Source organism: Streptomyces marispadix (assembly GCF_022524345.1).
Taxonomy (GTDB): domain Bacteria; phylum Actinomycetota; class Actinomycetes; order Streptomycetales; family Streptomycetaceae; genus Streptomyces; species Streptomyces marispadix.
In genome coordinates, this window is the sequence record NZ_JAKWJU010000002.1 from 6,061,112 (window position 1) to 6,082,663 (window position 21,552).

The 21,552-nt window shown below is 71.3% G+C and carries 15 protein-coding genes; 7 read left to right on the forward strand and 8 right to left on the reverse strand.

Features of this window, described 5'->3' with window-relative positions:
- Positions 1-72: 72 nt before the first annotated feature.
- The 3 genes from MMA15_RS25205 to MMA15_RS25215 all read left to right on the forward strand — a co-directional run bounded on the left by MMA15_RS25205 (position 73) and on the right by MMA15_RS25215 (position 4,869).
- Complete coding sequence (locus MMA15_RS25205; protein WP_241062458.1) at positions 73-1,215, forward strand: acyl-CoA dehydrogenase family protein; 1,143 nt, start codon at positions 73-75, stop codon at positions 1,213-1,215.
- Positions 1,216-1,352: 137 nt separating this feature from the next.
- Complete coding sequence (locus MMA15_RS25210; protein WP_241062459.1) at positions 1,353-2,567, forward strand: acetyl-CoA C-acetyltransferase; 1,215 nt, start codon at positions 1,353-1,355, stop codon at positions 2,565-2,567.
- Positions 2,568-2,688: 121 nt separating this feature from the next.
- Positions 2,689-4,869, forward strand: a complete 2,181-nt coding sequence (locus MMA15_RS25215) for a 3-hydroxyacyl-CoA dehydrogenase NAD-binding domain-containing protein (protein WP_241062460.1) — start codon at positions 2,689-2,691, stop codon at positions 4,867-4,869.
- Positions 4,870-4,876: 7 nt separating this feature from the next.
- On the opposite strand, the gene MMA15_RS25220 is transcribed toward MMA15_RS25215, so the two are convergent.
- Positions 4,877-5,683, reverse strand: coding sequence for a MerR family transcriptional regulator (locus tag MMA15_RS25220; protein WP_241062461.1), 807 nt, complete (start codon positions 5,681-5,683; stop codon positions 4,877-4,879).
- 161 nt (positions 5,684-5,844) lie between these two features.
- On the opposite strand from MMA15_RS25220, the gene MMA15_RS25225 reads away from it, so the two are divergent.
- Positions 5,845-7,788 carry an AMP-dependent synthetase/ligase gene (locus MMA15_RS25225; RefSeq protein WP_241062462.1) on the forward strand — a complete coding sequence of 648 codons (1,944 nt, stop codon included), beginning with the start codon at positions 5,845-5,847 and terminating at the stop codon, positions 7,786-7,788.
- 141 nt (positions 7,789-7,929) lie between these two features.
- On the opposite strand, the gene MMA15_RS25230 is transcribed toward MMA15_RS25225, so the two are convergent.
- From MMA15_RS25230 to MMA15_RS25250, 5 genes are all read right to left on the reverse strand, one after another.
- Positions 7,930-9,135: a cytochrome P450 gene (locus MMA15_RS25230; RefSeq protein ID WP_241063480.1), complete on the reverse strand. Its 1,206-nt coding sequence runs from the start codon at positions 9,133-9,135 to the stop codon at positions 7,930-7,932.
- A 110-nt stretch (positions 9,136-9,245) separates the two neighbouring features.
- A complete protein-coding gene (locus MMA15_RS25235; RefSeq protein ID WP_241062463.1) occupies positions 9,246-9,863 on the reverse strand; it encodes a GTP-binding protein in 618 nt (205 codons plus the stop codon).
- A complete protein-coding gene (locus MMA15_RS25240) occupies positions 9,844-10,200 on the reverse strand; it encodes a DUF742 domain-containing protein (RefSeq protein ID WP_241062464.1) in 357 nt (118 codons plus the stop codon). The genes MMA15_RS25235 and MMA15_RS25240 overlap by 20 nt, the downstream gene beginning before the upstream one ends.
- The gene (locus MMA15_RS25245) at positions 10,197-10,613 is read right to left on the reverse strand and encodes a roadblock/LC7 domain-containing protein (protein ID WP_241062465.1); all 417 of its coding nucleotides are present in this window, start codon (positions 10,611-10,613) and stop codon (positions 10,197-10,199) included. Before MMA15_RS25245 ends, MMA15_RS25240 begins: the two co-directional genes overlap by 4 nt.
- A complete protein-coding gene (locus tag MMA15_RS25250) occupies positions 10,610-12,412 on the reverse strand; it encodes a sensor histidine kinase (protein ID WP_241062466.1) in 1,803 nt (600 codons plus the stop codon). Before MMA15_RS25250 ends, MMA15_RS25245 begins: the two co-directional genes overlap by 4 nt.
- Before the next feature lie 687 nt (positions 12,413-13,099).
- Here MMA15_RS25250 and MMA15_RS25255 point away from each other — a divergent pair.
- Together MMA15_RS25255 and MMA15_RS25260 are read left to right on the forward strand one after the other, a co-directional pair.
- Complete coding sequence (locus MMA15_RS25255; RefSeq protein ID WP_241063481.1) at positions 13,100-13,921, forward strand: oxygenase MpaB family protein; 822 nt, start codon at positions 13,100-13,102, stop codon at positions 13,919-13,921.
- A 166-nt stretch (positions 13,922-14,087) separates the two neighbouring features.
- A complete protein-coding gene (locus tag MMA15_RS25260) occupies positions 14,088-14,873 on the forward strand; it encodes a VOC family protein (RefSeq protein ID WP_241062467.1) in 786 nt (261 codons plus the stop codon).
- A 189-nt stretch (positions 14,874-15,062) separates the two neighbouring features.
- Here MMA15_RS25260 and MMA15_RS25265 read toward each other — a convergent pair whose 3' ends face one another.
- Positions 15,063-16,565, reverse strand: coding sequence for a M1 family metallopeptidase (locus MMA15_RS25265; protein WP_241062468.1), 1,503 nt, complete (start codon positions 16,563-16,565; stop codon positions 15,063-15,065).
- A gap of 226 nt (positions 16,566-16,791) precedes the next feature.
- Positions 16,792-17,706 carry an FAD-dependent oxidoreductase gene (locus tag MMA15_RS25270; protein ID WP_241062469.1) on the reverse strand — a complete coding sequence of 305 codons (915 nt, stop codon included), beginning with the start codon at positions 17,704-17,706 and terminating at the stop codon, positions 16,792-16,794.
- A gap of 160 nt (positions 17,707-17,866) precedes the next feature.
- Between MMA15_RS25270 and MMA15_RS25275 the strand changes: the two genes are divergently transcribed.
- Complete coding sequence (locus MMA15_RS25275; RefSeq protein ID WP_241062470.1) at positions 17,867-21,433, forward strand: hypothetical protein; 3,567 nt, start codon at positions 17,867-17,869, stop codon at positions 21,431-21,433.
- Positions 21,434-21,552: the final 119 nt, after the last annotated feature.

A 21,552-nucleotide genomic window follows, 5' to 3' on the forward strand; every position in this document is an offset into this window, starting at 1 on the left:
GACGGCCAGGCCACGCAGGGCAGCGAGCAGCGGGCAGCGAGACGCGAAGGCTCAAAGGGGAGCACCGACCATATGAAGCGCCAGATCTTCACCGAGGACCACGAAGCGTTCCGGCAGACCGTCCGCACCTTCCTCGCCAAGGAGGTCGAGCCGCACTACGAGCAGTGGGAGAAGGACGGCATCGTCTCCCGTGAGGCGTGGCTGGCGGCCGGACGTCAGGGACTGCTGGGCCTGGCCGTGCCCGAGGAGTACGGAGGCGGCGGCAACGGCGACTTCCGCTACGCCGCGGTGCTCGGCGAGGAGTTCGCCCGCGCCGGGGTCGCGGGCCTCGCGCTCGGCCTGCACAACGACATCATCGGCCCCTATCTCACCTCGCTGGCCACCGAGGAGCAGAAGAGACGCTGGCTGCCCGGCTTCTGCTCCGGCGAGATCGTCACGGCCATCGCCATGACCGAGCCCGGCGCCGGCTCCGACCTCCAGGGCATCCGCACCACCGCGCAGGACGAGGGCGACCACTGGGTGCTCAACGGCTCCAAGACGTTCATCTCCAACGGCATCCTCGCCGACCTGGTGATCGTCGTGGCCCGTACGAAGCCCGAGGGCGGCGCGAAGGGGCTCAGCCTCCTCGTCGTCGAGCGGGGCATGCCCGGCTTCGAACGCGGCCGCAACCTCGACAAGATCGGGCAGAAGTCGCAGGACACCGCCGAACTGTTCTTCAACGACGTGCATGTGCCGAAGGAGAACCTGCTGGGCGAGCTGCACGGCGCCTTCGTCCATCTGATGACGAACCTCGCGCAGGAGCGGCTGGCCATCGCCGTCGGGGCCGTCGCCGGCGCGGAGGAGATCCTGGAGCAGACGACCCGGTATGTGAAGGAGCGCGAGGCGTTCGGCCGCCCGCTCGCGAAGCTCCAGCACGTCCGGTTCGAGATCGCCGAACTGGCGACGGAGTGCGCCGTGACCCGCAGCTTCCTCGACCGCTGCATCGAGGACCACGCGAAGGGCGAACTGGACGCCGCGCACGCCTCCATGGCGAAGTGGTGGACGACCGAGCTGCAAAAGCGCGTCACCGACCGCTGCCTCCAACTCCACGGCGGCTACGGCTACATGAACGAATTCCCCGTCGCCCGTGCCTACACCGACGGGCGGATCCAGACGATCTACGGCGGCACGACCGAGATCATGAAGGAGATCATCGGCCGTTCGATCCTGGACTGATCAGCCATGCACGCGACCTCGTACCCGACCCGGCCCGGAACCCGGCGTCCAGCCCGGCTCCGCAGCGGCCCCGTAGCGACCCGGTCGTCCCCTCCGGCCGGCCCGACCGACCCGTACGCACCGAAAGGCTGCCGATCTTGAGCACCGAAGCGTATCTCTACGACGCGATCCGCACCCCGCGCGGCCGAGGCAAGGCCAACGGCGCCCTGCACGGCACCAAGCCCATCGACCTCGTCGTCGGGCTCATCCACGAAATGCGCCGCCGCTTCCCCGACCTGGACCCGGGCGCGATCGACGACATCGTGCTCGGTGTCGTAAGTCCCCTGGGAGACCAGGGTTCCGACATCGCGAAGACCGCCGCCACCGTCGCCGGGCTGCCCGACACCGTCGCCGGAGTGCAGGAGAACCGCTTCTGTGCCTCGGGTCTGGAGGCGGTCAACCTCGCGGCGGCGAAGGTGCGTTCGGGATGGGAGGACCTCGTGCTCGCGGGCGGCGTCGAGTCGATGTCCCGGGTGCCGATGGGCTCCGACGGAGGCGCCTGGGCCATGGACCCCATGACGAGTCTGGAGACGGGATTCGTACCGCAGGGCATCGGCGCCGATCTGATCGCCACCATCGAGGGCTTCTCCCGGCGCGACGTCGACGAATACGCCGCCCGCTCGCAGGAGCTGGCCGCCGAGGCGTGGAAGGACGGCCGCTTCGACCGCTCCGTCGTGCCCGTCGTCGACCGCAACGGACTGACCGTCCTCGACCGCGACGAGCACATCCGCCCCGGCACCACCGCCGACTCGCTGGCCGGGCTGAAGCCGTCGTTCAAGGACATCGGCGAGATGGGCGGCTTCGACGCCGTGGCGTTGCAGAAGTACCACTGGGTCGAGGAGATCGACCACGTCCACCACGCGGGCAACTCCTCCGGCATCGTCGACGGCAGCGCCCTGTGCGCCATCGGCAACGAGGAGACGGGCAGGCGCTACGGGCTGCGGCCCCGCGCCCGCATCCTGTCGGCCGCGGTCTCCGGCGCCGACCCCACCATCATGCTCACCGGCCCCGCGCCCGCCTGCCGCAAGGCCCTCGCCAAGGCCGGGCTCACCGCCGCCGACATGGACCTGGTGGAGATGAACGAGGCGTTCGCCGCGGTCGTGCTGCGCTTCGCCCGGGACATGGAACTCCCGCTGGAGAAGGTCAACGTCAACGGCGGCGCCATCGCCATGGGACACCCGCTGGGCGCCACCGGCGCGATGCTGCTGGGCACCCTCGTCGACGAACTGGAGCGCCGCGACAAGCGCTACGGCCTGGTCACGCTGTGCGTCGGCGGAGGCATGGGCAGCGCCACCGTCGTCGAACGGCTCTGACAGACCGCTTGGACGCACGGCTCCGACGCACGCTCAGCAGCAGCCCCGACCCCAGGCGCCGCCACCGGCCGCCGACTCCCGCGCCCCCGCCCCGTCCTCACGTACGGAGAGAAAACCCACCATGCCCGAGTCCACGACCATCCGCTGGGAGCAGGACGACACCGGAGTCGTCACGCTCGTACTGGACGACCCCGACCAGTCCGCCAACACCATGAACGCCGCGTTCAAGGAGTCGCTCGGCGTCGTAGCCGACCGGCTGGAGCGCGAGAACGAAGCAGGCAACGTCCGCGGCGTGATCGTCACGTCCGCCAAGAAGACGTTCTTCGCGGGCGGCGACCTCAACGACCTCATCCGCGCCCGCCCCGAGGACGCCGAGGAGGTCTTCGAAGGCAGCATGCAGATCAAGCGCGATCTGCGCCGCATCGAGACCCTCGGCAAGCCCGTCGTCGCCGCCATCAACGGAGCGGCGCTCGGCGGCGGTTTCGAGATCGCGCTGGCCTGCCACCACCGTGTCGCCCTCGACGCGAAGGGCTCCAAGATCGGCTGCCCCGAGGCCACCTTGGGTCTGCTTCCCGCCGGAGGCGGCGTGACCCGTACCGTCCGCCTCCTCGGGATCGCGGACGCGCTGCTGAACGTGCTCCTCCAGGGCCAGCAGTACTTCCCCGCCAAGGCCAAGGAGAAGGGCCTGGTGCACGAGGTCGTCGACAGCCAGGAGGAGATGCTGGCCGCCGCCCGCGCCTTCATCGACGCCAACCCCGAGTCGCAGCAGCCCTGGGACGTGAAGGGCTACAAGATCCCCGGCGGCACCCCGTCCAACCCGAAGTTCGCCGCCAACCTCCCCGCGTTCCCGGCCAACTTGAGGAAGCAGACCGGCGGTGCGCCCTACCCCGCCCAGCACAACATCCTCGCCGCGGCCGTCGAGGGCTCCCAGGTCGACTTCGAACTCGCCCAGGTCATCGAGGCCCGCTACTTCGTCGAGCTGGTCACCGGGCAGATCTCGAAGAACATGATCCAGGCGTTCTTCTTCGACATGCAGGCCGTCAACGCCGGACGCAGCCGCCCCAAGGGCATCGAGCCGCGCCCCGTACGCAAGGTCGCGGTCCTCGGCGCCGGCATGATGGGCGCGGGCATCGCCTACTCGTGCGCCAAGGCAGGCATCGACGTCGTACTGAAGGACGTCTCGGCCGAGGCCGCCGAGAAGGGCAAGGGCTACTCCGAGGGCCTGCTGAAGAAGGCCCTCGGGCGGGGCCGTACGACGCAGGACAAGGCCGACGCGCTCCTCGCCCGCATCACCCCCACCGCCGACCCGCAGGACCTCGCGGGCTGCGACGCCGTCATCGAGGCCGTCTTCGAGGACCCGGCGCTCAAGCACAAGGTGTTCCAGGAGATCCAGGACATCGTCGAGCCGGACGCGCTGCTGTGCTCCAACACCTCGACGCTGCCCATCACTTCACTCGCCGAAGGCGTCGAGCGCCAGGCCGACTTCATCGGCCTGCACTTCTTCTCACCCGTCGACAAGATGCCGCTCGTGGAGATCATCAAGGGCCGCGCCACGGGCGATGAGGCACTGGCACGAGCCTTCGACCTGGTGCAGCAGATCAAGAAGACCCCGATCGTCGTCAACGACTCCCGAGGCTTCTTCACCTCCCGAGTCATCGGCCACTTCATCAACGAAGGCGTCGCGCTCGTAGGGGAGGGCGTGGAGCCCGCGACCGTCGAACAGGCCGCCGCACAGGCCGGATACCCGGCCAAGGTGCTCTCCCTCATGGACGAGCTGACCCTCACCCTTCCCCGCAAGATCCGCGAGGAGACCCGGCGCGGACTGGAGGCCGAAGGCGTCGAGTGGCAGCCGCACCCCGCGGACGCCGTCATCGACAGGATGGTCGACGAGTTCGGACGCACCGGGCGCAGCGGAGGCGCCGGCTTCTACGACTACGGCGAGGACGGCAAGCGCGGCAGGCTCTGGCCCGGACTGCGCGAGCACTTCAAGAAGGACGCCGACCCCGGCATCCCCTTCGAGGACATGAAGGAGCGGATGCTCTTCGCCGAGGCCCTGGACACCGTGCGCCTCTTCGAGGAGGGCGTCCTCACCTCCGTCGCCGACGCCAACATCGGCTCCATCATGGGCATCGGCTTCCCGCCGTGGACGGGCGGAGTGATCCAGTACATCAACGGCTACGAGGGCGGTCCCGCCGGATTCGTCGCCCGCGCACGCGAACTGAAGGACCGCTACGGCGACCGCTTCGCCGTGCCGGAACTGCTCGCGCGGAAGGCCGAGGCGGGCGAGGTCTTCAAGGACTGACCCCGCACTAGGAGCCGGAGGCGTCACCGGAAGAGCCGGAGACGTCACCGGACGACGAGGAACGCGGGGCGCGCTCCTCGGAGAACGCGCCCCGCAGCTCCTCCTTAAGCGACCGCTGGAAAGCGGTCATCAGCGCCTGCACCACCATCGGCTGCATATGGGCCGACAGCGACTTCATCCGCTCGACCTGGTCCGGGTCCTCCTCCAGCGCCCGGTACGGCGCCCACACCTCGTCCTTGAACAGGCGGCTCAGCTCACGTGCCGCCGCTCTCGCGTGCTCCAGCATCGCCTCACGCGCCGCGATGATCGTCTTCTGCGACAGCGGCACGTCCAGCAACCGCACCCCGAGGTGCAGCAGCGCGGGATCGACCAGGAAACGCTCCGGGTCGCCGGTGGTCTCCAGCACGCCCATCGCCGTGAGCCGCTCCAGATCGTCGCCGGTCAGCTCGCGGCCGACCCGCCGCTCCAGTTCCTCACGTCCCGCCTCGTCGACGGTGTCGGGCATCCAGGACGCCACCATGGCGCGGTGGATGGCCAGATCGTGCGGGTCGGTGTCCTCCGGGAGGCGCCGCAGATAGCGCTCGATCGCCGCCAGCGTCATGCCCTGGTTCTGCAACTCCTCGATCAGCGCCAGCCGGGACAGATGCGCCGGGCCGTAGCGGCCGACCCTGCGCGGGCCGATCGCGGGCGGAGGCAGCAGGCCGCGGGTGCTGTAGAAGCGGATCGTACGGACCGTCACGCCCGCCCGCGCGGCGAGCTCGTCCACGGTCAGGCTCTCCATGCCGCCCTGGCCGTTCGGCTGCTGCTGCTCCATGCGCGTTTCTCCTGACACCGTCCGGTCGAACTACGTTCAACAGTATTGCTGTCTCACTGGGCATGTACTGCAATGCCCCCGTAGGGGATCTCTCCAGCACACATGGGCCCGCCTCACCGGCCCCTGAACGGCAAGGCCGTGCATGCACACCGGAGGCTGTTTTGAACACGACCCTTCGACTTCCCGCCACGGATACGGCCCGACTCACCGTCCCCGAACTGCTGTCGCGCAACGCCGAGGACCACGGAGACCTGCCCGCCCTGTCCTGGAAGGAGAACGCCGACACCGGCCGAGCCCGCTGGACCACGCTGACCTGGGCCGAGGTCCGCGAACGCACCGCACGGCTCGCCGCCGGACTCGCCGACCTGGGCGCCCGCCGCGGCGACCTGGTGCTGATGATGATGGGCAACCGCCCCGAGCACTGGCTCACCGACCTCGCACTCATGCACCTCGGAGCCGTCCCCGTCTCCGTCTACGCCACCGCCGCCCCCGAACAGGTCGCCCACATCGTCGAACACAGCCGCGCCAGGCTCGCCGTCGTCGAAGGAGCGGCCGAGGCGGCGCTGTGGCAGCCGCTCGTGGAACACCTCGTGGTGGCCGAACCCGGCGCCGCCGCCGGGCACACGGCCTGGACCGAGCTGGAACGCCCCTACGACCAGGACCAGTTCGAGCGCACATGGCGTGCCGTGCGCGCCGAGGACCCCGTCACCGTCGTCTACACCTCCGGCACCACCGGCGACCCCAAGGGCGTCGTCGTCTCCCATCGCAACGTCGTCGTCAACGCCCTCGCCCTCGACGAGGTCGTCGAACTCCCCGCCCACGTCGAGCACATCTGCTACCTGCCTTTCGCGCACATCGCCGAGCGGATGCTCGGCATCTATCTGCCGCTCTACCGCGCCTCGCACGTCTATCTGTGCGCCGACCCGGCCCAAGTGGCCGCGACGGCACAGGAGTTGCACCCCGCGCAGTTCTTCGGCGTGCCACGCGTATGGGAGAAGCTCGCCGCGTCCGTACGGGCGGCCCTCACACGGCTTCCCGAGGAGCAGCGGCGGGCCGTCGAGGAGGCCGGGGACGTCGCCCGCGAGTACGTCCGCCACCGCGAACGAGGCGAGGAGGTGCCCGAGAGCCTCGCGTCGGCCTACGAGCGTGCCAGGCGGGAGGTGCTTCAGCCGCTGCTGGCCCTCGCGGGCTTCGACCGGCTGGTGTGGACGGGCAGCGCGTCCGCGCCGATGCCGCAGGAAGTGGTCCGGTTCTGGGCCGGGTTCGGCATTGTGATCATGGACGCCTGGGGTCTGACGGAGACGGCGGGCGCCGCCACCGCCAACGGCCCCGGAGCGTTCCGGCTGGGCTCCGTCGGCAGGCCCGTCGACGGCGTCGAACTGCGTACCGCCGAGGACGGTGAGATCGAGGTGCGCGGCCCCACCGTCTTCGAGGGCTATCTGCGCGCCGACGGCACGGTGGAGCCCGCCGTCGACGACGAGGGCTGGTTCGCCACCGGCGACATCGGACGCATCGACGACGACGGCTTCCTGTGGGTCACCGACCGCAAGAAGGAGATGATCGTGACCTCGACCGGAGTGAACGTCTCACCAGCGCTCGTCGAGAACACCCTCAAGGAACACCCGCTCGTTGGGCAGGCGTTCGTACACGGCGACGGCCGGTCCTACCTGGTGGCGCTGCTCGTGCTGGACGGCGAGACGGCACCCGCATGGGCGGCAGCCAACGGCATCGACGACGGCGCCGATCCCGCGCGGCTGGCCGCCCTTCCCGAGGTGCTGGCGGAGACCGACCGCGCCGTGGCGGCGGCCAACGCGCGCCTCAGCCGCACGGAGCAGGTCAAGAGGTACCGGCTGCTCGGCGAGGAATGGGCGCCCGGCACAGGCGAGTTGACGCCGTCGCTGAAGCTGCGCCGCAGCGTGGTGAGGGAGAAGTACGGGCATCTCGTCGAGGAGCTGTACGAGGGAGGCGGGCGCACGCCCGCCGACGGTGCCTCAGCCTCAGGCGGTGCCTCGGACCGCACTGCCGACGGCCCCGCGGACAACCTCACGGAAGGCCCCACGAAGGGCCCCGCGGACGGCGCGGATGGCAGCGACGCCGCGGACTGACCGCGTCGAACCGGCAGGGCCGCACCGGCAGGACGACCGGAGGGGGCGACCGGCAGGGACGACCGGCAGGGCTGAACCAGCAGTGCCGGACCGGCCGTTGACGACCCGGGGAGGGCCCGGCACGCAGCCGGGGCCCGCACCTCACCGGCTGCGGCCCACCGCCGACGTCGGCGTGAAGGTCACCGGCAGCGATTCGAGCCCGCGCAGGAAAGGGGAGGGGCGCCACACCAACTCGCCCTCCCCGACGGCCAGATCGACGTCCGGCAGCCGGTCCAGCAGCACCTCGATGCCCGTACGGGCGATGCCCTCGGCGATCTCCTGCGCCGGATAGGGGCAGCGGTGCGAGCCGTGCCCGAAGGAGAAGAACGCGCTGTTGCCGCCGGTGAAGGAGTGCTGGTCCGGACGGATCTGAGGATCGGCGTTGGCGGCGGCGAAGCTGAGGACGAGCAGATCCCCGGCCTGGATGCGCCTGCCGCCGAGCTGGGCGTCGCGCGTAGCCCACCGCCCGGCGATGTTCTGCGTGGGGGTCTCCTCCCACAGCACCTCGTTCATCGCCTCACCGACACTCGCGCGGCCCCCCGCGAGGGAGGCGGCGAACCGGTCGTCGGTGAGCATCAGCCGCAGCGAGTTGCTGATCCAGTCTGCGGTCGGCTGATGGCCGGAGACGATGTTGACCATCATGTCCTCGAGGATCTCCTCCGAGGAGAACTCCGCCGAGTTGGGATGGGTCTGCATCCGCGTGGCCACGTCGCCCGCGGGCGCGATGGCGCGCGAGCGCAGCAGCGTCCCCATGGCCCGCTGGAGGTGCTGCCTGCCTTCGAGCGCGCCCTCGGCGCCGTCGACGACGGCGTTGATGCTCGGCACCAGCGCCGAGCCGTCGTCGTCGGTGAAGCCGAAGATGCGCGCGAGGACCAGCGCGGGCAGCTTCATGGCGTACTCGTCGATGAGATCGGCCTCGCCGCGTGAGCAGAAGCCGTCGATCAGCTCGTCGGCGTGCTGCTCGGAGTGCGTACGCAGCTCGAACGGGTCGACGCCGCGGAGGGCGTCGCCCACGAGCGCCGAGCGGCGCTCGTGCCGGTCGCCCACCTCGTAGAGGATCGAGGGCTGACGGCCCACCATCGGCATCAGCGGCCAGTCGTGCGGAATGCGGTCCCACATGTTCCAGACCGACGAATCGCGCGTGAACAGCGCGGGGTTGCCGGTGATCTGGTGCAGCTCGCGGTAGCCGAGGACCAGCCACGCGGGCACGTCGCCGATGAGCGTCACAGGAGCGATCGGCCCGTGCTTCTCCCGCATGTCGCGGTAGAGCTGCCCGCGGTCCCCGGAGATGAAGCCGGGTCCGAACATCGCGACGGCGTCGGGATGCGCGGGGGAGCCGGACGGCGGTGCGGTCCACCCGTCGTCCGGGCCGCCGTGCTCATGGGACTCGCCGGAGGAGGACTGCGGGTCGGACGTGGTCACTTAGCGCGCTCCCGTGCGGAGGAGGACAGGGTGTACAGGTGGTCGACGAGCGTGATCAGCACTTCCTTGCTGGACTCACGGGAACGTGCGTCGCATTCGATGAGGGGGACGCTCTCCGGCAGATCCAGCGCCTCGCGTACGTCCTCGGCGGAGTAGTGCGGTCCGCCGAAGTCGTTGCGCGCCACGATGAAGGGCATGCCGTGGTGTTCGAGACGGTCGATGGCGTACCAGGAGTCGGCGAGTCTGCGGGTGTCCACGAGGACCACCGCGCCGAGCGTGCCCGTGAAGAGCCGGTCCCACAGGAACCAGAAACGCTCCTGCCCCGGCGCTCCGAACAGATAGAGCACCGTGCGCGCGTCGAGGCTGATGCGCCCGAAGTCGAAGGCGATCGTGGTCGTCGTCTTCGTGGGCACGTCGTCGGCGTCGTCGACGCCCTCGCCCGCCCGCGTCATCGTCTCCTCCGTGTTGAGCGGACGGATGTCGCTGACGGAGCGCACCATCGTCGTCTTGCCGACACCGAAGCCGCCGACGATGACGATCTTCAGTCCGTTGTCGGCGGTGCTGCGCAGCGGGGGGCGGGTTCCGGTCGTCAGGTCAGAGGTTGCGGAGTCCAACGAGCACCTGCTTCAGGATTTCTGGATCGGGAAGTTGATCCGCGGCCGAGGCCGTACGCGGATGCCGGGCGGTGATCCGGCCTGCTGCATGCAGGTCGCCGAGCAGGATCCGCACGATGCTCACCGGCAGCCCGAGATCCGAGGCGATCTCGACGACTGCCGTGGGCGAGCGGCAGATCCGCAGGATGGAGGCGTGCTCGGACTGCATCCCGGGGGTCGGCCCGGACTCGCTGACCACCAGCGTCACCAGGTCGAAGGCGTCGGTGCCGGACCGGCTGCGCCCGCCCGTGACGGTGTACAGACGGTCCGGGTCGTCGTCCCGGCCCGGCCGTTTCATGCGGGGTCTCTGGTCTCGTCCTGCTGCCTGGGCGGAGTGGTGAGGTACTCGCTCAGCTGCTCGACGAGTTCGTTCATGTTGTGGCCGATGAGGCCGACGTCCGAGTCCTCACTGGCGACGACGGCGAGATGCGCGCCGGAGCCGGCCTCCACGACGAAGAGGATGCCGCCGTAGAACTCGGCCATCGCCTGGCGCACGCCTCCGCTGCCGTTGCCGAACTCCACGGACGCGCCGTGAGAGAGGCTCTGGATGCCCGCGGAGATGGCGGCGAGCTGGTCGGCCTGGTCCATGTCCAGCTCGGAGGAGCTGCACAACTTGAGTCCGTCGCGGGAGAGTACGAGGGCGTGGCGTGCCCCCGGTGTCCGCCGCAGCAGACTCTCCAGCAGCCAGTCGAGTTTGCCGTCAGTGATCATTCGCTGTTGTCCTCCGGGCGGGACGAGGAGGGGGAGGGTGACACGGAAGAGGATGTGCCGTCGGGGTCGTCGGGTTTCTGGTCCGCGGCGGCCGAACCGCCCTGCACGGCACGGCGGAAGGCGCCGAACCGCGAACCCGACTGCTCGGCCGACCTCGCCGGCTCGGCCCTCTTGTCCTGGTCGGACGACGCGCTGCGCTGCTGTGCCGCGGCGAGCGTCTGCCCGCGCCGCCGCTTGGGCAGGCCGCTGGGACCGGTCTCCGTGGCCGAGGCGTGCTCCGGGGAGGGCTCGCCGGAGCCTCCCGCAGCGGAACCGCCGGAGACGTCCGCGGCCTTGCCCGTCTCCTCGCTCGACGAGGCGGCCTCCGGGCGCCTGCGCCGTGGCAGGCCGCCGGCCGGCTGCGAATCGCCGCCGGACGAGCCGGAGTCGGCACCGGTGCGGCCGACGGGCTCGGAGGGCCGCGGCCCGGAAGGGGCGCCGGGCGAACGCGTCCCCGAGCCTGCCCCGGGCCCCCTGGACTGCGACGGGAACGGCGTCGGCGCCGACGACAGCGCCGCAGACGAGGACGACGCAGACGACGCAGGCGACGCAGACGTCGACGACAGGGAGGACGACGGAGCGGTGCTCTCGGCGTCCCGCTTCGGCGCCTGCGTGATCAGCGTCTGCGGGATCATCAGCAGCACCCCGGTGCCTCCGTGCGCGGAGGGCCGGAAGGAGACCGACAGGTTGTGCTTGTGCGCCAGGCGCCCCACGACGGCGAGCCCGAGGCGCGTACCGGAGAGGTTCGTCAGGTCCAGCGACTCCGAGGAGACCGCCTGCTGGGCGCGTTCCAGGGCGACTTCGCCCATGGTGAGCCCGCCGTCCTCGACGGTGATGATGACCCCGGCGGACGCCTCCTCGACGTAGACGTGCACCTCGGACGTCGGCGGTGAGAAGTTCGCGGCGTTGTCCATGAGTTCGGCGAGCGCGTGCATCACGCCCTCCGCGGCGTGACCGGCCACGGCCAGTTCGCACGAGGAGTGCAGCCGGATGCGCTGATAGCCGCTGATGCGTCCCATCGCGCCGCGCAGGATGCTCTCCATGACGATGGGCTTGGCCCAGCGCCGCCCGGTACGTGCGCCGGTCAGCACGGCGATCGAGTCGGCGAGGCGTCCCGTCTGCGCCGTGCGGTGGTCCAAGTGCAGCAGATCCCCGAGCACTTCCTCATCCGAGTACTTGTGCTCCATCTCCCGCAGGTCGGCCGCCATGCTCGTGGCCAGCGCCTGTACGCGGCCCGCGGCGTTGGCGCACGCGGCCATCGCGGCGGCGCGCATTCCCTCGCCGCGGTGGACCTCGTTGGCCAGGGAGTGCAGTACGCGCTGGTGTGTGCTGTTGGCGACCGTCGGAACGGCGGCCAGCGCCGTCTGCGCGGAGGCCCCGGAGCGGAGCCGTTCCACCAGGATCGGGACGATGACGTCCGCGAAGTGCGAAGCGACCGCGCGCTCGGCGTCGGCCTCGTCGTTCTGCCGCGCGATCACCGCGCGCAGCCCGCGCGCCACGAGGATTCCGCGGGTCGCCAGCGCGACGGCGACGCTCAGCAGCACGGCGGCCGAACCGCTGCCCCAGGCGATTCCCGGACGTATGGACTGCGGCGCGGCATAGACCGCGGCCAGGCACGCCGGGCCCGTGACGAGCACCGCTATCAGCAGGGCGAGCGCGGTTCCCGTGCCCGTTCTCGGCTTGGCCGGCGGCTGCTCGGAGCCGGGAGCCGCGGCGCCTGCGGCGGAGCGTTTGGGCGGTGGAGAGGTCTCGGGGGTCATCAATCAGGGTCCTTGTGGACAGGTCCGGGCAGGGAGGGTATGAGCCGCGACAGTCCGTTCAGCGCCGCACCAATATAGGGGAGTCGGCGATCATTTAAAGTCGCAGGCCGAAAACATCTGATCAATCGCTCACCTACGTCCGGCCGTTCAGATCCTCGGGGTGCGCAGGACGGACGTCCGTGGCCGAAAGTGGCGCATGTGACGACCCGTTGGATCTCATCCGCGCCGCCGCAGACCGCGGAGACCGCCGGGACCACTGCTGCACGTACTGCCGTTCCATGTCGTATTCCGTCGAATAGCCGAAAACGCCCGCTGCGGCAAGCCTCACGGGAGCGTACGCGGCCGGTTCCGCCCCTCAGTCTGGCCATGGAAGCCTTCCGTGGGAAGGCCTTGTCAGGTTCCGCTCTGCCCGGCCGTCCCCTCCGTACGCAGCGGCCATCCGCTTTCCGCCGCCGTGGCCGGATCGGTTCGCGGAGGGCGCGATGTCCGAAGACGACCGGCGGTCGGACCGGCGCCGGCCGTGCACGGAGAGCACCGTCGAAGGGTGGCAGGCGTCGGCGATCCGCCGGGAGCATCATGAGGAAGGTGAGCAGTACGAGCAGCGACCGAGGCGGCAGCGACCACGGGGACGGGACGGCCCGTCAGGCCGCACGGCAGCGACAGCCCCAACCACCGCCCCCCGGCGGCATGCTGTGGGACCTGGCCGGGGAGGTGCGGATGCTGCTGGCGCTGCCCGCCGCCCTCACCATGCAGGTCGCGCACCCCGTCGTCGGCGCCGGAGTAGACGAGCACTCGGTCTTCCGCACCGACCCGTGGGGGAGGGGCGAGCGCTCACTGACGAGCGTGCAGCTATGGGTCTACGGCGGCGAGGACGCCGCCCGGGAAGGACGGCGCCTGCGCAGGCTGCACCGCGAGATCCGCGGCGTCGACGCGCACGGCCGCGAGTACCACGCCCTCGACCCCGCCAACTACTCCTGGGTGCACGCCACCGGCTTCCCCGTCTACCAGCACGCCCAGCGCTACCTCGGGCGCCGCCCGTACACCGAGGACGAGGAGCGGCGGCTGTACGCGGAGTGGCTTCAGGTGGGCGACGTCCTCGGCCTCCGCGAACGGGACATGCCGCAGACGCTGGAGGAGTTCTGGCCGTACTACCAGCGCGTGCTCGACGAGGAGCTGGAGAGGAACGCCGTGGTGGAGGAGCTGGTCGCGCCCGGCGCCGCCGTGCCGCCGCCCGACCGAGGTCCCAGGCCCGTCGTCGCGGCGCTGCGGCTGCTGTGGCCCGTGCTGCGGCCCGCGTTCACGCGGCTGAGGCGGTTCTTCACCATCGGGCTGATGCCGCCCGGCGCACGGGAGGCGATCGGTCTGCCCTGGACACCCCGTCAGGAGCGGCGGCTGGTGCGGCTGGGGCGGGTGCTCAGCGTGGTGGTGCCGAGGCTGCCGGAGCGAGTGCGGTTCCTGCCGATCGCCTACGAGTCCCGCAAGGAGTACCGCGCACGGGCGCACGGCTGACGCGCATCCGTACGCGCGGCGCGGTTCGTACGCGGCGGACGCCGGGGACGCGGCGGGATGCGGGTGAATTCACGGCGCCCGCGCACCGGCGGCGGCGTGGCGCAAGCGGCAGGGACGGGCTGCCTCGGCACAGTGACCGGCACCCGAGACCCGACAAGGAGCAGTCATGCCCGAGGTAACTGAGAGGTACGAGCCCGGCGTTCCCTGCTGGGCCGACCTGATGGTCCCCGACCAGCAGGCGGCCCTCGACTTCTACAAGGATCTCTTCGGCTGGCAGGGCGAGATCGGGCCGCCGGAAACCGGCGGATACTCGGTCTGCACCCTGCACAAGAAGCCCGTGGCGGGCGTCATGGCCACCAGGGCCCCCGAGGGGCAGCCGGCCCCGCCGCCCACGTGGACGATGTATCTCGCGACGCAGGACGTCGACGCCGCCGTGCACCGGATCACACAGAACGGCGGGACGGTGGCGGTCGAGCCCAGGGACGTGATGGACCTGGGACGGATGGCCGTCGCGAAGGACCCCACGGGAGCGGTCTTCGGCCTGTGGCAGTCGAAGGAGTTCACCGGCGCACAGGTCGTCAACGAGCACGGTGCCGTCATCTGGACCGAACTCAACACCTCCGACCTGGACGCCGCCGCGTCCTTCTACCGTGCGCTGGGCATCGAGACCTCGCCGATGGAGGGCGCGCCCGGCTATCAGGCGCTGTCCGTCGGCGGCCGAACCGTCGGCGGCATGCAGGGACTTGAGAACTCGCCGCCCGGAGCGCCCTCGCACTGGATCACCTACTTCGCGATCGACGACACCGACAGCGCGGTCGACGCCCTCACCAGGAGGGACGGCTCCGTGCTGGTGCCGCCGTTCGACATGATGGCGGGACGGATGGCCGTCGTTCAGGACCCGCAGGGCGCTACCTTCGCGCTCATCAAGCCCGTGCCGATGCAGAACGCCTGAACCCCTACGGCGAGAGCCCCGCAGGCAGGCCCGTGGAGGCGAAGGCCCGGTCCCCGTCGGCGAATCGGCCGACGGAGACCGGGCCTTTTGCATCGCGGCCGGGTGCGGCGCGGCGTTACCGACGACGCGGCGCCACCGGACACCGGTCCTCGGTCTCGGCGGCGCAGCTCGCGGCACCCGCTCAGTGGCTCAGCGCCGGTGCGCCCCGTGCACGGCCTGGATCTCCTCCCATGACTCCGGGCGCTTGCGCTCGTCGCTCCCCGCGTCCTGCCGCTCGCCCCCGAGCGCCGCCTTCGACGGCTTGGCGGGCGTACGCAGCCAGGTGTCGAAGAGCGAGGAGAGCGACTTGCCCGAGACCTTCTCCGCGTACTTCTCGAACTCCTCCACGCGGGCGTTGCCGCCCCGGTGCTCGGTCGGCCAGCCCTTGAGGATCTTGAAAAAGCTCTTGTCGCCGATCTTGTTCCGCAGTGCCTGGAGCGCCATCGCGCCACGGTCGTAGACGGCGTCGTGGAACTGGTTCTTCGCGCCCGGGTCGGCGGGCTTGACCTTCCAGAACTCGTCGCCGGCCGGGTGGGAGCCGTAGACCTCGTCGGCGATCTCCTGCGCCGTGCCGTCGCCCTCCTTCTCCGACCACAGCCACGAGGCGTACGAGGCGAAGCCCTCGTTCAGCCAGATGTCGCGCCACCTGCGCACCGAGACGCTGTCCCCGTACCACTGGTGAGCCAGCTCGTGGACGACGACGGAGACGTCCGTGCCCCGCTTGAAGCGCTCGTTGCCGTAGAAGGGCCGCGTCTGCGTCTCCAGTGCGAAGCCCTCACCCGTCGCAGGCACATAGCCGCCGACCGAACTGAAGGGGTAGTCGCCGAAGACGGTCTGGAGCCAGTCGGTGATCTCGGCGGTGCGCTCGACGCTCGCGCGAGCGGAGCCGTCCTCGTCGCCGAGTCTCCTGCTGTAGGCGTTGACGACGGGAATGCCGCTGTCCGTACGGCTCTTGGTGACGTCGAACTTGCCCACCGCCAGCGTCGCCAGATACGTCGTCTGCGGCTGTGCGGAGCGCCAGCTCGAACGGACCCAGCCCTTCCCCGCCGGACCCTTGGAGACGCGGTCGCCGTTGCTGATGGTCTCGTAGCCCTCCGGCACGGTGACGGCGATGTCGTAGGTCGCCTTGTCGCTCGGGTGGTCGTTGCTGGGGAACCACCACCAGGCGGCCTCGGGCTCGTTCGCGGCGACCCCGCCGTCGGGGGTGCGGTGCCAGGAGGTGTAGCCGTCGACCTCGACCTCGGAGGGGACGCCGGAGTAGCGCACGACGACGCTGAAGTGCTCGCCCTCGGTGAGGGGCTTCGCGGGGGTGATCTCCAGTTCGTGCGCGCCGGAGGTCGCCGTCTTCGCCTTGCGGCCGTTGACCCGCACCTCCTCGACGTCGAGCGCGAAGTCCAGGTTGAAGCGGCTCAGGTCCTTAGTCGCCTTGGCGAGCACGGTGGCCGTGCCGCTCAACTCATCGGTCTTCGGGCGGTATTTCAGGCCCAGGTCGTAGTGGGAGACGTCGTAGCCGCCGTTGCCGTAGTCCGGGTAGTAGGAGTCGCCCGCTCCTGGAGCGCCGGGCTCCGGCCCCGCGCCTGTGGCCGACGCCGGGGTGACGGTGAGCGCGAGTGCGGCCACCACCGCGCCCGTGACGATGAGTCTGTGACGCACGAGTCCTCCAACTCCTCTGCGGCAACGCCGAGATGTGCGATGTGACCCGATCGAGGGTATGTACTCCGCTCCCCGCCGGGATCGCAATCGTATGCATCTACATCTGAATGACATGCGCCCGGCATCCCCCGTCGTACGCGATCTCCGTACGCGTCTCCGTGCGCGTCTGAGTACCCGTCTGCCTACGCGTCCGGGTACGCGGCGTACGCGACGCCCTCGGGCGCGCTCAGTCGCGGCGTGCGGCGTCCAGCAGACGCACGGCCTCCAGCGCACAGCCCCAGGAGACCGTGACGCCCCCGCCGCCGTGACCGTAGTTGTGCACGCACAGCGCGCCGTCCGGCAGCCTCTCCGCCTCCAGCCGCACCCGCGGCCTGAACGGCCGCAGCCCCACCCGCACTTCGAGGATGCGCGCCTCCGCGAGCGCCGGGTGCACCCGGGCGCAGCGCTCCACGATCGCCCGTGTCACGGCCGGATCGGGGGCGGTGTCCTCCGCGTCCTCGTCGGCGGTGCCGCCGAGGAGGAGACCGTAGGGCTGAGGCAGTACGTAGGCGGTCTCGGCGGCTCCGGCCTCCGACGACAGATACCACTCGTCGACGCCGGGGTTCTCCACGACCACTATCTGGCCGCGCACGGCCCGCATTCCGCGGTCCCCGGCGAGTTCACGCGCACCGAGCCCCGCGCAGTCGAAGACCACCGGCGCCCGCGCCGACGCCTCCGCCAGCGACTCCGCCGAACGCTGCTCCCAGCGCCCGCCCGCGGCGGTCAACCGGCGCCGCAGATAAGGGAGATACCTCAGCATGTCCGCGATCGGAGTGCGCGGCGGCGACCCGATGAGCCGAAGCCACCGCTCCGGCACCGACGCCGAAGCGCCGTCCTCCAGCCTGCCTCGCACCAGACGCACCCCGGTCAGCTCCGGCTGCTCCGCGAGCCAGGCGAAATGGCGGAACGAACGCTCCGCCCACTCCAGCGCCTTCTGCTGCGGCTCGACGCGGTACGGCCAGCACAGTCCCCCGGAGACACCGGACGCCGTCTCACGGTCGCGGTCGCGGCTCCAGACCGTCACGTCCATGCCGCGCTCCGCGAGGAGCACCGCCGTCGTCAGTCCGCTCACCCCGCCGCCCACGACGATCACTTCGTCCATGGGGCGACGTTAACGCGGGCGGCCGAGCGGGCAGCGTTCAACCCTTGGAGATGTCCAGCGGGGCGCCGGTGCACACGAAGCAGCCGCAAAACACTCACGTCCTGCACATTCCTTTGAAGAACTCTTACCCGGCGCACATGCAGCGGGCAGAATCCCGACCATGTCCCGTGCAGCCGCCACCGAACTTCTCGACACCCTCGAGCCGCTCGCGTACCCGCAGCGCACCAGGCAGATCGCCGCCCGCGCGAGCGCCGCCGACGGCGACGAACTGACGGGTCTTCTCGAGGGCCTCGAGGAGTACGGGATGTACGGCCGCAGGGTCGCCGTGATCGTCGCGTGCGCGGCGCAGGCCACGGTCTATCTCTCCGCCCGGCTCGCACACCCCGACCCGTACATCCGCGGCCACGCCCAACGGGCCGCCATCGCCCGCTCGTCCGGCATCAGCGACGACGCGCTGTGGGTTGCGCTGCACGACGCGCCCTCGGCGGTACGGGCCCAGCTCACCCGCACCATCGTCCGTGGGCGGCGCACACAGCTCGCGGACGGACTCATCGACGCCGTACGGGTCCGCTGGGGAGACGACGAGGCCGCACGTCTGCTGCCCGGATGCGGACCGGAGACGGTGGCCCGTCTGCTGCCGGAACTCTTCCACGCCGTCACGGCCTGGACCTCGCTCGCCACCCGCCACCCCGACGTCCTGCTCGCGGAGGCGGGACGGCAGTTGGACGGTCTGCCGCACGTGCTGCGCGAGCAGTGGTGGCAGCGGTACGGAGCGGGCGTCGCACGCACCGCGGGCGACCGGCCGAGGCGCGTACTGGACCTGCTGGAGCAGTACCGCGAAGGCGGCCTGCTCACACCGGAGTTCAAGCCCCGTCTGGTGCCGCTCGTCGCCGCCGACGCGGCCCGTACGCTGCGGCTGCTGCTGCGTCCCGGGCAGGTCGCCGAGCTGCGCCGGCAGGGCCTGCCCGCGCCGGTGCTTCGGCGGCTCGTGGACGCGGACCCGCCCGAACTGGAGGACCTGGGCCGGGTGCTGAGCGGCTACCCGGAACGCTTCGCCGAACTGCTGCACGCCCTCCCGCCTGGTCAGCGCGCCGACTTCTACGACGCTGTCACCGACGCCGAGGCACGTGCACACGGGGCACTCCACGAGGACGTGCTCGAAGCGCTGCCGCACGACCGCCGCGAGGAGGAAGCCCGGCGGATGGTGCAGCAGGCACGCAGACGCGGGGCGCACTGGTCCAAGGTGCTGGCCGCCCAGGCACATCTGCCCGACGAGTCCGCCTACGCCGAGCTGACCGCCGCCACCCGCCGCCCCTCGCCCGAGGACCGGGCCTGCGCCTGGCCGATGCTCGTCCGCCAGGCCGCGCACACCGCGGAGCGCCACGGCGGCAACCGCTCGGTCGTGACCGCCCTGATCGCCGACATGGCACGGCTGCGCGAGGAGCACGAGTCCGTACGGGCGGCGGCGCTGGGCGCGTTGGCGGACATACCGGCCCGGCTCTTCGAGGACGAGGCCGTCGACCACCTCGACCGTGTCGCCGGTGACGCGCTGCGGGCCACGGGCTCCACGCACGACAGCCGGGCCGCGCTGGGACGCCTCGCCCGCTCGCTGCTGCGCGAACACGTCGCACACAGCGGACAGGGCCTCACCGGCTGGGCGTTGCGCACCGTCGTACGGCTGTCCGGCAACACCGACGACGCCGACCTCGGACGGCTGGACCGCAGACTGCCGCACGGCCAGGAGCACGCCGTGCACGAGGCGCTGCGCTACTGGCTGGAGGCGGGAGCCGAGAACGACGACCACGGGCTGACGTTCGCACTGGCCCGTGCCGTCGGCAGGCGTGCCGTCGGCATGCCGGAGTTGCAGCAACTGCTGTGGCAGGCCGTGCAGTTCGGCACCGAGGCCACCGCGCGCACCGCCGTGGAACTGTGGATGGACAACCCGGCCACCCGAGGCGAGAGGGCGGAGCGGGTGCTGGCCGTGGACGCCTCGGCGGCCCTGCTGCCCAGCGTGTCGCGGACCATCACGATGCGGCGCACGGACCTGCTCGACCCCGTACTGGACGCCACCCCGCCCTACGGCCGCTTCCTCAGCAAGGAGAGCCGCCGCCCGCACCCGCCCGTGGGTCCGTGGACCGCGCGCTGGCTGCCGCGACAGCAGCGCGCCGCGGCCAAGCTGCTGGCGCAGGAGGCCGACGACGACGCCAACGCGATGGACGTGCGCCGCGAGGCACTGCGACGGCTTGCCTCCATACCCGGCGAGGGCGCGAGGGAGTTGCGCCTGTGGGCCAACGACCCCGTCGAGGACGAGTCGGAGCTGGCGGACACCGCGCTGGCGGCGACGGTGCGTACCGAACGGCCGGAAGAGGCGATGCCGTTACTGCTGGAGCACGCCCGCGACGGGCGCGCTCGCATCGCCGTACCCGCGCTGGCACGTGCGTTCCGGTACACCGACCCCTGGCGGCTGTCCGACGTACTGCACCGTCTGCTGCCGGCGGCGACGGCGAAGTCACCGGAGAGCGCGTCGCGTTCACACCCCCCGGCGTCGGCAGCAGCGTCGGCGCCCCAGCCGTCCGCGTCCTCTGCCGGGTCCTCTCCGGCATCCTCTGCCGCGTCTGCCGCGTCCCAGGGGGCGTCCGCGCAGGACGAGACCGCCGGCGCCGCCGCCTCGCTCACCATGCGCAAGGCGATGGTGCGGCTGGCCGCGGACTGCCTGCCGCTCGCCGAGGCGGCCGAACTCCTGCTGAACGTCTACTCGTTCCCCAGCCAGCACACCGACGTCAAGGCGGTCTGCGTCGCGTGCGCACCCGGACTGCTCGACGACGACCGGGCGTGGGAGATCGTCGAATCGGCCGCGCAGGGAGTGCCCGCCCTGCGCCACGCACTGCTGCGCGCACACCCCCTCGCACTGCCCGAGCGGCACCGCGAACGGTACGCGCGGCTGATCACCGGCCTGTGCCACGCCGACGACCGTGGCATCACCGAGGCCGTCTACCAGCGGCTGCCCGACTGGGCGCTGTGGGCCCCGGACGCACCGGCCGTGCTCTCGACCGCCGTCACCGACCTCGGCAACCGAGGCACGTGGCGGCAGGCCGCCGAGAGCCTCGTCGAGCTGGTCATCGCCCTGCCCAACACCGGCCGCACCCTCGAACAGGTGCTGTCCGGGCTGATCGCCGCGGATTCCGCACCCGACACCCCCGACGCCCGAGCCGACCGCGACCGCCCGGCGAGACGGCGCGTGGAGCACATCGCGCTCACCCTCGGCGAGCAGGCACGCCGCAGGCCACTCGCCAGGCGGCACGCCGGACGCACCGGCGTACTCCTCGCCCAGTACGAGGAGTTCGTGCCGGTCGCGGCGCGGCTGCTCTGCTCCGCGGTGACGCTGGAGAACGACGCCGAGACGCTCGGCAGGCAGATGCGCGGAATCGCGGGGCTGCACGTCGGCAGGCCCGGCCTGGCCTGGCGCACGGCGGGCGAGCTGCGCCGCTGCCTGCCCGCCGTCCACCGCCCCGCGGAGACCCGCGAGCGGGTGCTGCCCGTCGCAAAGGAGCTCGCCGACGACGGCGGTACGGCCGCGGGCCTGCTGGCCGTGACGCTGGCGGCGGCCGTCAACCCGGCGAGCGGCTGGCCTGAGCCATGGCGTGAACTCCTGCGCGCGATACGCCGCCACGACGAGCCCGACGTGCGGGCCGCGGCGCTGGAACTGGCGACCGACGCGGGGGAGTGACCCGGGAAGGGTAGGCGGCGCAACGGCCGAGGTGCTGCGGTCCTGCGCCCCCGAGCCTGAACTCGCGTCCGTGTGCGTCCGGTCGACGGTGGCGGCTCCGCGCGGCGGTTGCGGCTTGC

Bases quoted from the DNA above. Each gene is read 5' to 3' on its own strand.
- MMA15_RS25205 (WP_241062458.1), top strand. From the start codon at position 73: ATGAAGCGCCAGATCTTCACCGAGGACCACGAAGCGTTCCGGCAGACC.
- MMA15_RS25215 (WP_241062460.1), top strand. From the start codon at position 2,689: ATGCCCGAGTCCACGACCATCCGCTGGGAGCAGGACGACACCGGAGTC.
- MMA15_RS25220 (WP_241062461.1), bottom strand. From the start codon at position 5,683: ATGGAGCAGCAGCAGCCGAACGGCCAGGGCGGCATGGAGAGCCTGACC.
- MMA15_RS25230 (WP_241063480.1), bottom strand. From the start codon at position 9,135: ATGTTCGGACCCGGCTTCATCTCCGGGGACCGCGGGCAGCTCTACCGC.
- MMA15_RS25240 (WP_241062464.1), bottom strand. From the start codon at position 10,200: ATGAAACGGCCGGGCCGGGACGACGACCCGGACCGTCTGTACACCGTC.
- MMA15_RS25245 (WP_241062465.1), bottom strand. From the start codon at position 10,613: ATGATCACTGACGGCAAACTCGACTGGCTGCTGGAGAGTCTGCTGCGG.
- MMA15_RS25250 (WP_241062466.1), bottom strand. From the start codon at position 12,412: ATGACCCCCGAGACCTCTCCACCGCCCAAACGCTCCGCCGCAGGCGCC.
- MMA15_RS25255 (WP_241063481.1), top strand. From the start codon at position 13,100: ATGCTGTGGGACCTGGCCGGGGAGGTGCGGATGCTGCTGGCGCTGCCC.
- MMA15_RS25260 (WP_241062467.1), top strand. From the start codon at position 14,088: ATGCCCGAGGTAACTGAGAGGTACGAGCCCGGCGTTCCCTGCTGGGCC.
- MMA15_RS25270 (WP_241062469.1), bottom strand. From the start codon at position 17,706: ATGGACGAAGTGATCGTCGTGGGCGGCGGGGTGAGCGGACTGACGACG.
- MMA15_RS25275 (WP_241062470.1), top strand. From the start codon at position 17,867: ATGTCCCGTGCAGCCGCCACCGAACTTCTCGACACCCTCGAGCCGCTC.